Annotated in this window: 18 protein-coding genes; 2 read left to right on the top strand and 16 right to left on the bottom strand. The window is 45.4% G+C overall.

Going from position 1 to position 14171, the window contains the following annotated elements; all coding sequences use genetic code 11:
- Positions 1-354: 354 nt before the first annotated feature.
- Genes ytpR through RWX26_RS07650 form a run of 3 tightly spaced genes read right to left on the bottom strand, consistent with a single transcriptional unit; the run spans position 355 to position 1597 of the window.
- Positions 355-981 (bottom strand): YtpR family tRNA-binding protein, encoded by a 627-nt coding sequence (gene ytpR, locus RWX26_RS07660; protein WP_314580544.1) that lies wholly within the window; start codon positions 979-981, stop codon positions 355-357.
- Complete coding sequence (locus RWX26_RS07655) at positions 978-1313, bottom strand: thioredoxin family protein (RefSeq protein ID WP_314580542.1); 336 nt, start codon at positions 1311-1313, stop codon at positions 978-980. Before RWX26_RS07655 ends, ytpR begins: the two co-directional genes overlap by 4 nt.
- The gene (locus RWX26_RS07650; protein WP_314580539.1) at positions 1310-1597 is read right to left on the bottom strand and encodes a DUF4651 domain-containing protein; all 288 of its coding nucleotides are present in this window, start codon (positions 1595-1597) and stop codon (positions 1310-1312) included. Before RWX26_RS07650 ends, RWX26_RS07655 begins: the two co-directional genes overlap by 4 nt.
- 170 nt (positions 1598-1767) lie before the next feature.
- On the opposite strand from RWX26_RS07650, the gene pepA reads away from it, so the two are divergent.
- Both pepA and RWX26_RS07640 read left to right on the top strand, forming a co-directional pair.
- Positions 1768-2832, top strand: a complete 1065-nt coding sequence (gene pepA, locus RWX26_RS07645; protein WP_314580537.1) for a glutamyl aminopeptidase — start codon at positions 1768-1770, stop codon at positions 2830-2832.
- 119 nt (positions 2833-2951) lie between these two features.
- Positions 2952-4436 carry a DUF1846 domain-containing protein gene (locus RWX26_RS07640; RefSeq protein WP_314580535.1) on the top strand — a complete coding sequence of 495 codons (1485 nt, stop codon included), beginning with the start codon at positions 2952-2954 and terminating at the stop codon, positions 4434-4436.
- A gap of 54 nt (positions 4437-4490) precedes the next feature.
- Here the strand turns inward: RWX26_RS07640 and RWX26_RS07635 are convergent, their stop codons facing one another.
- From RWX26_RS07635 to RWX26_RS07575, 13 genes are all read right to left on the bottom strand, one after another.
- Complete coding sequence (locus RWX26_RS07635; protein ID WP_101771841.1) at positions 4491-4925, bottom strand: hypothetical protein; 435 nt, start codon at positions 4923-4925, stop codon at positions 4491-4493.
- 9 nt (positions 4926-4934) lie between these two features.
- On the bottom strand, positions 4935-5099 hold the full coding sequence (locus RWX26_RS07630; protein WP_314580531.1) for a hypothetical protein: 165 nt from the start codon (positions 5097-5099) through the stop codon (positions 4935-4937).
- Complete coding sequence (locus tag RWX26_RS07625) at positions 5096-5299, bottom strand: helix-turn-helix transcriptional regulator (protein ID WP_002907433.1); 204 nt, start codon at positions 5297-5299, stop codon at positions 5096-5098. The genes RWX26_RS07630 and RWX26_RS07625 overlap by 4 nt, the downstream gene beginning before the upstream one ends.
- Positions 5300-5447: 148 nt before the next feature.
- On the bottom strand, positions 5448-6485 hold the full coding sequence (locus RWX26_RS07620; RefSeq protein WP_314580528.1) for a HAMP domain-containing sensor histidine kinase: 1038 nt from the start codon (positions 6483-6485) through the stop codon (positions 5448-5450).
- On the bottom strand, positions 6452-7150 hold the full coding sequence (locus RWX26_RS07615; RefSeq protein ID WP_060976229.1) for a response regulator transcription factor: 699 nt from the start codon (positions 7148-7150) through the stop codon (positions 6452-6454). The genes RWX26_RS07620 and RWX26_RS07615 overlap by 34 nt, the downstream gene beginning before the upstream one ends.
- 12 nt (positions 7151-7162) lie before the next feature.
- Positions 7163-7885, bottom strand: coding sequence for a lantibiotic ABC transporter permease (locus tag RWX26_RS07610; RefSeq protein ID WP_314580523.1), 723 nt, complete (start codon positions 7883-7885; stop codon positions 7163-7165).
- A complete protein-coding gene (locus RWX26_RS07605; RefSeq protein ID WP_314580521.1) occupies positions 7885-8673 on the bottom strand; it encodes a lantibiotic ABC transporter permease in 789 nt (262 codons plus the stop codon). The genes RWX26_RS07610 and RWX26_RS07605 overlap by 1 nt, the downstream gene beginning before the upstream one ends.
- A 1-nt stretch (position 8674) precedes the next feature.
- The gene (locus RWX26_RS07600) at positions 8675-9382 is read right to left on the bottom strand and encodes an ATP-binding cassette domain-containing protein (RefSeq protein ID WP_314580518.1); all 708 of its coding nucleotides are present in this window, start codon (positions 9380-9382) and stop codon (positions 8675-8677) included.
- 93 nt (positions 9383-9475) lie between these two features.
- A complete protein-coding gene (gene folK, locus RWX26_RS07595; protein WP_314580516.1) occupies positions 9476-10288 on the bottom strand; it encodes a 2-amino-4-hydroxy-6-hydroxymethyldihydropteridine diphosphokinase in 813 nt (270 codons plus the stop codon).
- Between the two features lie 87 nt (positions 10289-10375).
- The gene (gene folE / locus RWX26_RS07590) at positions 10376-10930 is read right to left on the bottom strand and encodes a GTP cyclohydrolase I FolE (protein ID WP_002896758.1); all 555 of its coding nucleotides are present in this window, start codon (positions 10928-10930) and stop codon (positions 10376-10378) included.
- Entirely contained in the window at positions 10911-12305 is a 1395-nt protein-coding gene (locus RWX26_RS07585; RefSeq protein ID WP_314580513.1) for a folylpolyglutamate synthase/dihydrofolate synthase family protein, read from the bottom strand. The genes folE and RWX26_RS07585 overlap by 20 nt, the downstream gene beginning before the upstream one ends.
- Before the next feature lies 1 nt (position 12306).
- On the bottom strand, positions 12307-13260 hold the full coding sequence (folP, locus tag RWX26_RS07580) for a dihydropteroate synthase (protein WP_314580511.1): 954 nt from the start codon (positions 13258-13260) through the stop codon (positions 12307-12309).
- A 194-nt stretch (positions 13261-13454) separates the two neighbouring features.
- Positions 13455-14093 carry a type II CAAX prenyl endopeptidase Rce1 family protein gene (locus RWX26_RS07575; protein ID WP_314580510.1) on the bottom strand — a complete coding sequence of 213 codons (639 nt, stop codon included), beginning with the start codon at positions 14091-14093 and terminating at the stop codon, positions 13455-13457.
- Positions 14094-14171 lie beyond the last annotated feature (78 nt).

Genomic DNA, 14171 nt, shown 5'->3' with positions numbered 1-14171 from the left:
TAATCATCAGTTTGTTTTTATTTTTCCTAACTCTTCTGAATTTATTTTTCTTCAATTTTTTACTGAAAGCTTTAATATCTATACTTTTAATTTTAATCTCAGTAAGTTTTTTCCATGACAGAAAAATGAGTAAGAAGCAGATTCATTATACTCATCATTGTGTTAGATTGATTTTTCATCTGTTAATTATTTATTTTCTCTACCATTAGCATGAGATAGATTTATAACGCTAAATTTATTGCAACAAAAATAGAGTGAAACGACTTGTATAGTCGTTTCGCTCTATTTCATATTTCGGCTGTTATAGGATATATCGCCTATTTCTGAGCTTTTTAGAACGTTAAATCCTATCCCTTATCCCTGCCAATGTTTGGCTGGGTCAAAGGCAGTTCCAACTAGTTCACTATCGGCTAATTCAATGATGCCGCGTTTTTGAGGCGCATTAGGTAACTGAAGTTCTCGTGGGCTGCACATCATCCCAAAACTCCTTTCACCTCGAAGTTCTCCCGGGAAAATCAAATTCCCTTTCGGCATCATAGCACCTGGCAGAGCCACAATCGTTTTGAGGCCGACTTTGGCATTAGGAGCACCGGCCACGATTTGAACGGTCTTATCAGCAGCTATCTGCACTTGGCAGATATTCAGGTGGTCACTATCTGGATGAGCTACCATCTCAACAATTTCTCCAACCACAAACTTCGGCTGGCTGTCATTAACCAAATCCGCTGGGAAGCCTTCCTTGCTCAACTCCTGATTGAGAATGGCCACTTGCTCATCTGTCAAAAAGACCTGTCCGCACTCTGCAATTTCAAAAAGGTCTGACTGCTCAAAAATATTCCAAGCAACAGTCTGGCCATTGTCTTCGCGGTAAACACGCGCTACCCGTCCTTTGCGCTCTGCTGCCAGTTTAGCTCCTTGATTGTCCGCGGCAATAATCATCAGCACGTCGCCGACATATTCTTTATTATAGGTAAAAATCATTTTACGCTCCCTTTTTCTCTTATACTCGCTAAAAATTCATTGATTTGACCCTTGGTCTTGCGTTCACGATTGACCAGACGGCCAATCTCCTGTCCCTTTTCCAGCACTACTAAGCTGGGAATCCCGTAAATGTCCCACTCTTTGGCCAGATCCAGATAGGCATCACGGTCCACTTGGATAAAGCGATAGTCAGGATTTCCCGCTTCTATCTCTGGCAGAAAAGGTTGGATAAATCGGCAATCTCCGCACCAGTCAGCCGTGAAAAAGAAGACAGTCTGCTCCCCATCATTGACATAAGAAGCCAATTCCTCTAAATTTAAAGGAATAATCATACTTCTTCCTCGTAGCTTAGCTGACCATTTTCATAGACAAAAGCAAAATGACGGTCATCCTCTAGGACCAGACCACCAACCAAGCGTTCATCTGTGGACTCGTAGAGCTTGATATAAAGGCAGGAAATAGTACCCTGACTGGAAAAGAAATCTCGCACAAGCTCGACGATTTCCTCCCGATTACGCAGTCGTTTCTGCTCCTGTACGACTTTGGCTGCTCCAAAAGCCAGCGCTCCAGCCCCCAAAAGGGCGGTTGTGGTTAAAATGATTTTTTTAGCTTTCATGTAGAATATTTTAACACAAAAGAGCAGAGGCGACAAACAATATTCCAGATTTTCCTGGGAGAAGTTGGATTCCTAAGCGGGTAGTCCTGTTGATTCAGGCAAGCTATAAGATTTCCCTACTCATTTACCGCAAAAAGTGATAAAATAGGGGACAGAAAGAAGGTAAGTTTATGACAACATTATTTTCAAAAATCAAGGAAGTAACAGAGCTTTCTGCTATTTCGGGTCACGAGGCACCTGTTCGCAGCTACCTACGAGAAAAAATCACTCCCCATGTCGATGAGGTTGTCACCGATGGCCTGGGCGGTATCTTTGGGGTACGCCATGCAGAAGCTGAAAATGCTCCCCGTGTATTGGTAGCGGCCCACATGGACGAGGTTGGCTTTATGGTCAGCGAAATTAAAGCTGACGGGACCTTCCGCGTAGTGGAAATCGGCGGCTGGAACCCTCTGGTCGTTAGCAGCCAACGCTTCAAACTCTTTACCCGTGAAGGTCGGGAAATTCCTGTCATCTCAGGCTCTGTCCCTCCTCATTTGACGCGCGGATCTGGCGGACCAGTTATGCCACAGATTGCAGATATTGTCTTTGACGGAGGCTTTGCGGATAAGGCAGAAGCTGAAAGCTACGGCATCCGTCCAGGAGACACTATCGTGCCAGACAGCTCTGCTATTCTCACAGCTAACGGTAAAAATATCATCTCCAAAGCCTGGGATAACCGCTACGGCGTCCTTATGGTCAGCGAATTAGCACAAGCCTTGTCTGGTCAACCACTAGACAGCCAACTCTATGTCGGCGCCAATGTTCAAGAAGAGGTTGGCCTGCGTGGTGCCCATGCTTCAACGACAAAATTTGCCCCTGAGGTCTTTCTGGCTGTGGACTGCTCCCCAGCAGGCGACATCTATGGCGGTCAAGGTGCCATCGGCGACGGAACGCTGATTCGCTTCTTTGACCCTGGTCATCTCATGTTGCCAGCTATGAAAGACTTCCTCTTGACAACTGCTGAGGAAGCTGGCATTAAGTATCAATACTACTGCGGCAAGGGCGGAACGGATGCTGGTGCTGCCCATCTCCAAAGCGGCGGCGTACCATCTACTACCATTGGTGTCTGTGCCCGCTACATCCATTCCCACCAAACCCTCTATGCCATGGACGATTTCCTGCAAGCTCAAGCTTTCCTGCAAGCTTTGGTCAAAAAGCTGGATCGCTCAACGGTGGACACGATTATCACCTATTAATTTCAAAAAGCAGCCCGTTCTTCATTCGGGCTGCTATCTCTTTTGTCTGATACTTCCCCTTTCAACTTTCCAATTTGAAGAAAATTTTGTTATAATGCTTAGCAGAGGTGAAAATATACATGAAAAAAATTGCTTTTGATTCTGAGAAATACTTAAACCTGCAGCGCGACCATATCTTGGAACGCATTAATCAATTTGAGGGCAAACTTTACATGGAATTCGGCGGTAAAATGCTGGAGGATTTCCATGCTGCTCGCGTCCTGCCAGGCTATGAGCCGGACAATAAAATCAGACTTCTCAAAGAGCTCAAGGACCAAGTTGAGATTGTCATTGCCATCAATGCTAATAATATTGAGCACTCTAAGGCGCGTGGCGATTTGGGCATTTCCTATGATCAGGAAGTGCTGCGACTGATTGATACCTTTAACGAGCTGGATATTTATGTAGGCTCAGTGGTCATCACCCAGTATTCCGGCCAGCCAGCAGCTGACCTCTTCCGCAGCCAGCTGGAAAAGAATGGCATCGCTTCCTACATCCACTACCCGATCAAGGGCTATCCGACCGACATGGACCATATCATCTCACCTGAAGGTATGGGGAAAAACGACTACATAAAAACTAGCCGTAATCTAGTCGTAGTAACTGCACCTGGTCCTGGTTCTGGTAAATTGGCTACTTGCCTATCCAACATGTACCACGACCAAATCAATGGCATCAAATCAGGCTACGCCAAGTTTGAAACCTTCCCAGTTTGGAATCTGCCCCTGCACCATCCAGTCAATTTAGCTTATGAGGCAGCGACGGCAGACCTGGACGATGTCAACATGATTGATCCTTTCCACCTGCAAACCTACGGAAAAACCACCGTCAACTACAATCGTGATATTGAAATTTTCCCAGTCCTAAAGCGTATGCTGGAGCGCATCCTTGGAAAATCACCTTATGCTTCTCCAACGGATATGGGCGTCAACATGGTCGGCTTTGCCATTGTAGATAATGATGCAGCTATCGAGGCATCTCAACAGGAAATCATCCGTCGCTACTACCAGACGATTCTGGACTTCAAGGCGGAGCGCGTTTCTGAATCTGCTGTCAAAAAGATCGAACTCTTGATGAACGACTTGGGCATCACACCGCTGGACCGCAAGGTAACAGTTGTAGCACGCGATAAGGCTGAAAGCACTGGTGAGCCAGCTCTGGCATTGGAATTGCCAAACGGTGAAATCGTAACCGGTAAGACCTCTGAGCTCTTTGGTCCTACGGCCGCTGTATTGATTAATGCCATTAAGAAACTAGCCAATATTGCCAAAGAGACTAAGCTGATTGAGCCTGAGTATGTCAAGCCAATCCAAGGCCTGAAAATCAATCATCTGGGCAGCCGTAATCCTCGACTCCACTCAAACGAAATCTTGATGGCTCTAGCAATCACAGCCATGGAAAATCAAGATGCTGCGCATGCCATGCAGCAACTCGGCAATCTCAAGGGCAGCGAGGCCCACTCCACCGTCACTCTGACTGATGAAGACAAAAACGTCCTGCGTAAGTTGGGCATCCATGTAACCATGGACCCTGTTTACCAGTATGATAGACTCTATAGAAAATAAAAACAAGCTCTGTTAAAAGCTTGTTTAGAAAGCTGGCGTCGCCAGCTTTTTTTGTTAATAACGCTTAGACAGGAGAAAGCGCAAAAGATAGTAAAGTCCCAAAACCAGGATAATGGTCAAGGTCAGAAACTGATTGAGATTTAAGATGATTGGGAAAATCATGGACAGGACACTCAAGCATGCTGCCAGCAGCAAAAGTATATTAAAAAGCAAAGTACGAGTCTTTTCGTCAATCATGCGATTGCGCTCGTCAGTCACTTGAATGTAGAGCTTCTCAAAATTTTCCTCCCGTCTTAGGGCCAGATTATACCGAATGGTCAGCAAAGAAAGCCCCAGCAGGATGCCGACCATGACTCCTTCCTGCTGATCATCCAGAGAATGAAAGTGGCTCCAGGCCAGTCCTACCAAGATGATAAAGGTTAAGATACGCCCCACGATAACTTTCCTTTGAAGTTTTTTCCGAAATTCTTGTTTAGTTAATGTTTCCATGTCAGCCTCCTATTTTTCATACGCTTGAAAAATTTTCAAAATCACCACAATCAATATAACTCCCACAAAAGGCAGGATTTCCTTAGGGATAAAATTGGCTTGAAAATGGAGATAAGATAAGCCAACCACCACCAAAATAGCCAATATCCATTTACACAAATAAGTCCATTTCATGATTTATCCTCCTCAAAGAGAAACACTTCTTCAATCCTTAAATTGAAAAAGGATGCAATTTTATGAGCCAAAAGCAGCGAGGCATTGTAGCGGCCTTTTTCTAAAGAAATAATCGTTTGTCTCGTGACCTCTAGCTTCTCAGCCAGCTCCTCCTGGCTGAGCTTTTTTCTTTTTCGTAATTCTTGAATTCGATTTTCCAAGGCTGCCTCCTTTCCACAATGTAAAACAAACTTTACTTTTCAAATATAGCATAGTCTCCTTTACATCTTTTGTCAAGAAGAAAGCGGCAAAAAAAGAGCTGAAACTCTAAACATTTCAGTCCTTTCATCATCTTGATTGATTTCCTTTTTATTTGTCTTTTAAAGCTACAGCCAATTCTACACAAGCTCCTCCTTGGTCTGGATTGAGCAGGGTCAGACGACCACCGTGCAAGAGAGCTACCTGCTTAGAAAAGGCTAAGCCGATACCATGATGGGGATTAGCTGAATTGCGGCTTTGGTCACTCTGATAAAAGAGCTGTTCCGCTCCCAGCAGCATCTCCTCTGAAAATGCAGGGCCATTGTTCCAGATAGCAAAAACCAACTGGTCCTGCTGCACTGATACCATCAGCTTCACTTCCTTTTGGTCCTGATTAGCATGTTCAAGCGCATTCAGTAAAATATTGAGCAAAGCTCGTTTGAGATAGTCCAAATGAATTGACAAAATCAGACTAAGATCACAATCTTCTTGGAGGTAGAAACGATAGTTTTCCTGTTTGCTGAACAGTGCCCAGTCGTCCTGTAAATCAGCCAAAAAGTCCTCCAAGGAAAGCTGGCTGAACTGATTAGAATCAATTTGAAAAGTCTTAGCGTAATCAATAAGAGAGCCACAATACTCTTCCATCTTGTGACTGGCCCGCAAAATCTCAGCAGCATAATCTGCCTGTGACTGGCCCAACTGCGCCAACTCCAAGAGCTCAGCATTCCCCTTAATCACAGTTAGGGGCGTCTTCAAATCGTGCGATGTCGCTGATAACTGTAAAATCAACTCCTGATTATGTTGCTGCTCTCTTTCTAGAAGACGAGCATTTTCTTGGTGGCTGCTCCGTAGATCGCTATAGACTTCTAGCATTTCCTCAATCCGAAAAAGCTGGCTTTGATTTTCTTCTAAAAGCTTCTCGCTCGTTAGCATTTTTATTTCCCTGTCGATTTTTCGGAGCAATTTCAAAATATGATAAAAAGTAATCAGCAGCAAGCTCCCTGCCCAAAAGAACAAGGTGAAAAGAACGTGATTACTTCCTTGCGTAAATTCATAGCCTATAAGCACAAAAATCAAAACATGGAAAAAGACGATTTTTAAACTGGTTGTCCAGACTAGGCTTTTGAAATTTCGGGTTCTAATTGCCATCTATAGCCTACTCCTCTCACTGTTGCGATTGCTTGCAGCCCTTCTTGTTTGCATTTTTGGCGAATCTGATACACGTATTCTGAGATGGAGCGAAGCTGTGTTTCTGAGCTTTCTGGGTAAAGCAAGGTATGCAGGCGTTCAGCTGAAAAGGTCTGCTTGGGATTGCTAGCAAGTAAATGCAGTAACTTAAACTCTCGCTCTGAAAATTTCAAGACTTTACCAAAACAGGCAACTTCATAGCGCTCTGGATAAAATTGACAAGAAGCAATTTCAGAATATCGCTCCTCCCGTCTTTCCTCCCGCCGAAGATGAGCTCTGACACGCGCCAGTAATTCTTTGGTTCCAAAAGGCTTGACAATATAGTCATCTGCTCCGCGAAAGAGTCCTTCCACCTTGTCCGTCTCCAATTCCTTGGCCGTCAGAAAGATGATTGGGCACGAAAGATGAGGACGAATGTAAGAACACAGTTCAAAACCATTAACAGGCTCCATCATCACATCCAGCAGAATCAAGTCATATCCGACAAAATGCGTCAGCTCTAGCTCTTCTATCCGATCAAGCGTCGTCACATCATAAGCATCAAGCTCTAGGACATTTTTCACTAGCTTCAAAATGCTCCGGTCGTCATCAACTACCAAAATACGATACTGTCTCATGATTTCCATTATAGCATACCTCTAGCGAACATCTCGTTTCAAGCTGAAGAATATAGCAGAGCTCCAAACCAAAGCTAACCAGAACAGCTGTATTCCCAGCCCTGATAGATCTATTGAATGCTGAAGCCCTTCATACTCAAAAAGGTTTAGGGTAGCCAGATCGGGCAGGTATTTTGCTTCCTTGATGAAAGTTGCCAACAAACGACTGAGACCAATCAAGAGAGGAAAGAGCACTGACACCGGCACAACCCAAGATTGAAAGAGCAAAGCGAGGCCGGCAGTTAAAAAAGCCAGAAGAAGATTGCTGAGAAGACCAAAAGAGCTGTAATAAAGGAATTTCCCCAGCAAGGACCAGCTAAAGTCCAGGTCAAAACGAGCCAGCATAACAAGGAAACAGCTACTTATAATGACACTATAGAGAACCAAGAGCAGCACGGCCAGAAAAAGGAATTTCCCAGCCAACCAAGCCCTTCTATTTGATACAGTTAGAAAATTCGTTCGCATCCCAGACTTGACAAACTCCTGGGCAAAATAGAGGGAAGTAAAGATGACGATGACAGGCTGTGCCAGATAGAGGGCATGCAAAGCCTCACTCAGAGCCTTTGTCTGGCCAACTGCTGTTTGACTGTAGTCAAGATTCATCAGAAAAAATGGAACGATTACCAGAGCCACCAAGGCTGCACCAAGAGCGAGATAGTAAGAACGGAACTTAATCCATTCGCTTCTAAGTAGAGCTTTTATCATCAGTATCGCCCTCCTAAATCCGTCTTCAAAAAGCGCAGAGAGGTCATACCGCCGATGACTAGTAACCATGCACCAAGTATCAACAGCCCTTGCAAGGGATTGTTGGCATATTGGGAAGTTGGCGTTGCAGCAAACAACTCTCCTGCTGGCTGTGGCAAATAAGCTCCCCAACTCGTGTGAGCAGCTAGATAGTTTCCTAGATTATAGATTTGGGGTACGAGAAAAAGCAGAGGAACTAGCATGGTCCGAGCCAATAAACCTAACAAAAATGAAAGGATTCCTAATAAGGTTAGAGATAAGGTTTTCCACAAAATCAGACTCCAAGCAGCCTGATTGAGCAGAATCGGATCAAGCCCTTCCTTTCCTAAAGCCAGGTGCATGACCATATAACTACAGTGGATTGATAAAAAGCTACTGGCAAGAGAAAAGCAAGCAAAGGTCATGAGTTTCCCCACAAGCAACTTCAGGCGGTTATTACAGGTCAAGAGACTAGTTCTCAAGCTATGAGACTGAAATTCCATAGCTCCCAAAATTCCAGCTAAGATGACCAAAACCATGCCTGCCATAGAGGCACCATTGAGACCTAGATATTCCAGCGGGTCAATGGCTTCTGCCAGACCGGGAACCGTCTCAGGTGTAGCATCCAAGCCGACAGATAAATACTGTCGGCCCTCCAGCCAGGATACGGCAGGCACCAATAGCAGCATGAAGGCCATACTCACTTTGAAAGCCTTGGTTGAGCAAATTTTCAACCATTCTGAATGCAATAAAGACATCGTTTCTTTCATTTTAAACCTCCTCTGTCAAATCAAAGAAGAGATCTTCTAGGCTGTCTGAATCTTGCAGCACCTCTTCCAATTGTCCCTGCTCAATAATTCGCCCATGATGAATCAAGACTACATCATCTGTCACCATTTGCACCTCTGATAGGATATGAGAAGATAGAAGTACCGTTTTCCCTAAATCAGCCTGCTGACGGATGAACTTTCTAAACCACTTAATCCCACTTGGATCCAGTCCATTAGTCGGCTCATCTAATATAAGAAACTGAGGATCTCCCAGCAAAGCTGCTGCCAAACCCAACCGCTGACCTTCCCCCAGAGACAGGCTTGACAAGAGATCCTTCCTCCTATGAGCAATCCCAGTCATCTCCAAAACCTCATCAATCCGAGACTTGGGAATAGCATTACTCGCCGCAATAATCCTCAAGTGATCATAAACCTTTCGATTTGGCAAACCGCCAATGCCGTCAAAGGCTGCACCTACCGTTCTGAGCGGATAAGTCATTGACTGATAAGTTCGCCCATCAAAAGTCGCAGTTCCTGCTGTCGCCCGATCTAACCCCAAGAGAATCCTCAAGGTCGAACTTTTCCCTGCACCATTTGGGCCTAGAAAAGCTGTAATCCGACCGCTTCTAGCTGTAAAAGAAATATCTTCTAAAATCTGCTTGCTGCCATGCTTTTTGCAGACTCCTTCTATTTTCACTATATGTTCCATACTGAACTCCTTTTGATTTTTCTTTAGTATACAGGGACAAGTTCAGAGAAAGTTCAGACAATAAAAAACTTGCCTTGCGACAAGTTTCTTTTCTCATTTTTCAACCGCATCCCAGAGTTGGCGGATGCTTTTTTTCTGCACTGGATCGACAAAATGTGGAGCAATTTCCACCAAAGATTGCAAGACAAAAGCCCGCTCAGCCACATAAGGATGAGGAACAATCAAATCTGGACTGTATAGCTCCTCCTGCCCTATGTAAAGGATATCCAGATCAATCACACGAGGTCCCCATTTGATCTCCCGCACGCGCCCTAAATCCGCTTCGATGGCCAAGAGCGTCTGCATTAACTCCTCAGGATTGAGCCAAGTCTCAATTTCAACAACTTGATTGAGAAACGGATCCTGCTCAACCCCACCCCAAGGCTCCGTCTCGATACGGCTTGATGCCTGCAAAATTCTTATATTCTGCTCTGCCATTTTTTCCAGAGCCGCATCCAGATTGGCAGCTGGGCTGCCTTGATTGCTCCCCAGAGCGATAAAGGCTTTCCGCTTCTGACGCACTAGCTTGACTGAGCAGGTCTCTAAAGGCAACGGCACCGGTGCCCAAGGCTTCTTGACCTCCAAGCTGACCTTTTGCACCAAAGGATGAGTCAGAAAAATCCGATCAATCAGTTTATAAGCCAGCGTCTCAATCAAGTCTTCCTTGCTTTCCTGACACCAGTGGGTCAAATCCTGAGCCAATTCTCCATAGTGGATAGAAGCTGTCAGGTCGCCTGTTTTGGCAGCCCGAGTCATATCATAGTCCAAAATCAGATCCAGCACAAAACGCTGGCCCAATTCCTTCTCCGCTCCAAACAGACCGTGATAAGCATACACTTCCAAATCCTTAATGCGCAGCTGATCCATTCTCTTATCCTTTCTGATTCAAGTTTCTGCATTTTATCCTTGATAAAACTATCTAGCCTTTCCCGACACGCTCTACTACTGATAAGATCAATGCCCCATCAGTTTGTAAGCTTCATTTTTTAGATCCTTGTCCGTCGCTAAAACGCCACGCGCTGCTGTAGTAACCGTTGCAGTGCCAGGCTTTCTGACTCCGCGCATATTCATACACATATGCTCAGCTTCTACCCAGACCAGGGCCCCTTGAGCACCCAGATAGTCCATCAAGGCCTCAGCAATCTCTACAGTCAATCGCTCTTGAATCTGCGGTTTCTTGGCATAGACCTCTACTGTTCGGGCCAGCTTGGACAGGCCTGCTACCCGACCATTAGGCACATAGGCGATGTGAACCTTCCCGTAAAATGGCAGGAAGTGGTGCTCACACATGGAATGAAAGAAAATATCCTTCTCCACTACCATATTATTGTCAATGATTTCAAAAGACTTGGCCAGATGCTCCTCAGCAGTCTCACCCAGCCCGGCAAAGATTTCCTGGTACATTTTAGCAATGCGCTGTGGCGTCTCCTGCAAACCTTCGCGGCTTCCGTCTTCTCCAACCGCCTCAATAATCTGGGCTACAGCTGCTTCAATTTTCTTCGTGTCCATATATGCTCCTATGTTCATTTTTATTTTTTGATAATTGACTTGACTGAGAAGGACGCTCAGCAAAGTCTAACTCGCGATTCTCAAGGATTGATTTTCTAACCTGAGCCAGAAAATAAAGAGAACCCGTAATCAGCAAAAGCTCATCCGGCTCATGCTCTACTGCTAAATAATCTGATAAATAATCCGGCCATTCTTTGTAAGACAGGCCTTGCTGCTCAGCCAAGGATTGCATGCTCTCTTTAGAAAAACTCCGCGGATCAGCAAAGGCTGTCAAGCTTATAGCTGCTTTGGGAATCTTTTGCAGCAGCTCCACCATATCATCCAAGGCCTTGGTTTGGATACAAGCAAATAAAATGTGCTTCTTATAAGTCGGATAATGCTGGTCCAGTGTCGCTGCTAACGACCGCAGGGCATGGGGATTATGGGCTCCATCCAGAAGAATAAGCGGCTGATCCGATATCCTTTCCAAACGCCCTGGCCATACAGCAGCAAGCAAAGCACTCTCAACCTCTGCTTTTGTCAATAAGGGCAGCGACTGCAACTGACAGTATAGGTCACACAAGTGCAGAGCTAGTCCAGCATTATCCGCCTGATGCAGTCCCATCAGAGCTGTTTGATACGAGTCTTTGGCCCGATAGGCATTCGAAAAGGAAAAGCACTCCCCCTCCTCTGACTCTTGATGTTCCACTTGATAGTCTTGAGACCAAGAAAAGAGCGGAGCATCTTTTTCAGCAGCCTTTTGCTCGACTACTGCCAGAGCCTCTGGCTCCAACCTACCAGTCACAATAGGGACTCTAGGCTTGATAATGCCAGCTTTCTGCTGGGCAATAGCCTCTAGACTGTCACCTAGCAAGGCTACATGATCCAGACCGACTGTCGTGATAGCAGTAAGCAAAGGCTGACAGACATTGGTACTATCCAAAAGCCCACCCATGCCGACCTCGATAATAGCCACATCCACCTGCTGCTGGACAAAATAATCATAAGCTAGAGCAGTTACAATCTCAAACTCAGTCACCCCCTGCAAGCCAGAGTCTGTCGCATGCTGGGCTAAGAGGTCCTGATAAAGGCTCAGCAATCGCTGAAGATCTTGGTCGGAAATCGCATTGCCATTAATGGCAATCTGCTCATTGTAGCTGACTAGGTAGGGAGAGGTGAAAGTGCCAACCCGCAAGCCTCGCACTTCCAAGAGTTGGCGCAGATGGGCAATGGTTGAACCCTTGCCATTAGTCCCTGCAATATGAATGACTGGCAGCTGCAAATGCGGATCCCCCCGCAACTCCAGTAAACGCTCCATCCGCTCCAAGCCAAAATTGGGACTGGCTGTTCGATAGGCTTCCAGCCAGCTTAAATCAGGTAATTCTTGTTTTTTCATCTTACTTATATTGACCTAGATTGAGATCTTCTGTCTGCTGTGCTAGACGAATCGCATCGCCAACAGCTGCAGCCATCCGGTGCTTAGCCACTTCGTGCACTCTGACAACTTCAACGCCTCTGCTAGCCGCAAGGCTAGTCAGATGGGCTGAAGCTGTATCACGGTTTTCAAAGCCTTCCTGAGTATCAGGATTGACCTCAAAGCCGTTTTCTTCTAAGACACTAACGAGAAACCGCTTACGAGAAACCCCAAGAAAAATAGGGAAACCAGCCTGATGGAGACTATCCAGCTCCTGCAAAATGAGAAGATTCTCCCGTTTGGTCAAACCGAAACCAATCCCTGGATCCAGCATGATATTATCACGCGAAAGGCCAGCATTTTCGGCCACCTTCAAAGATTTCTCAAAATACTTCCACATCAGTTCTGTAATTGGTAGTTCTGCAAAAAGAGATAACTCTTCCTTTGTGAAGGCTGAACCAAAGCCAAATTCTGGGAAAATCCTTGAGCTGACATGTTGAGGACGAGCCATCACTGGATTAAACATGACAATGACTGGCGCGCCATATTCCGCAGCTGTCTCTGCCATCTTTTCATCACCCAAAAGACCGGTAATATCGTTGATAATATCTGCACCCGCAGCCAATGCCGCCGCAGCCACTTCCGACTTCCAAGTGTCCACAGAAATCAGAATATCACTTTCCCGACGAATAGCTTCAATGACCGGCACCACCCGTTCTATCTCTTCTTGAATAGCCACAAAATGACTGCCTGGCCGAGTAGACTCACCACCAATATCCAGCATGTGAGCTCCCTCAGAAATCAGCTTTCTAGCCTGAGCCAATGCCGTCTCAACCGTATTGTAGCGCCCACCATCTGAAAAGGAATCCGGCGTCGCATTGATAATGCCACAGAGGCCAGTTCGGCCATTTGGAGCAATTGCTTTTAGATTCACCATTTGACTTTCATCTCATTTCTATCGGCTGCCCTGCTCTTCAACAAAAAAGGCACACTCATCTAGTGTACCGCAAAGCTCTCAGCAGATGCAGCATCCAGTCCTATGAACTGCACTCGACTTCACAAGAAGACCTTATCCAGCCCCTTGTTTCATTTACCATTTTACCATAATTCTTCTATTTGACAAAACACTTTCTAAAAGCAAAAGGGTAAAAGGCTGAGAATAATCATATTTCGGAGAATATGGGCCAGCATAGACAGCTCCAAACGCTGAAAATAAGGCCTGAGGAGATGGGCAAAGACTAGTCCCAAAAGCAGATAGGACAGAAAACACAGAGTTTCCTGAGGATTTTTCGCAAGGGAAAAGCAGAGCAAACCTAGTGCAATCCCCCAGTTTTTCCGATAGCGAAAGGAGAAGTCACTATCAATAAATTTCGGTGCTGCAGGGGATAAAACTGCGATGTCAATCCCCAGAAGCAAAAGAGAAGATGACAGAAAACTCTCCGTCAGCATCTGCTCCATCGCCTGTCCTGACTGCGCCTCCTTGCCACACAGCAGAAGGACCCCCGCAGCATTGACCAAAATCATCAAAAAATACAAGAAAAGCAAGTGTCGATAATTGCTTGACTGACGAAGAGAACCTTTGATTTCCTGAAGTTCTCTGGAAAAATAAAAGGCACAACAAAAAAGCAACCCCAGCAAGCCCACCATAAAAAGCAGATTAGCCTGACTAAAGACCAAGCGATGAGGCATTGGATGAAACATGAGTAGCAGTCCCGTCTGAGTCAACATAGCCAGTAATAACAATTGAATGATTTTCTCTAATTTCAGCATATTCTCTCCATTCTTCTCTTATCATTATAGAAGAAGTAAGAGCAAGCTGGGAGAAATCCCCTCAAATGTCCTAATTTG

The sequence above is a fragment of the uncultured Streptococcus sp. genome (assembly GCF_963536705.1).
Classification (GTDB): Bacteria; Bacillota; Bacilli; order Lactobacillales; family Streptococcaceae; genus Streptococcus.
Note: the sequence above shows the minus strand (reverse complement) of the source record. Positions and strands in the feature narration are given on the sequence as shown.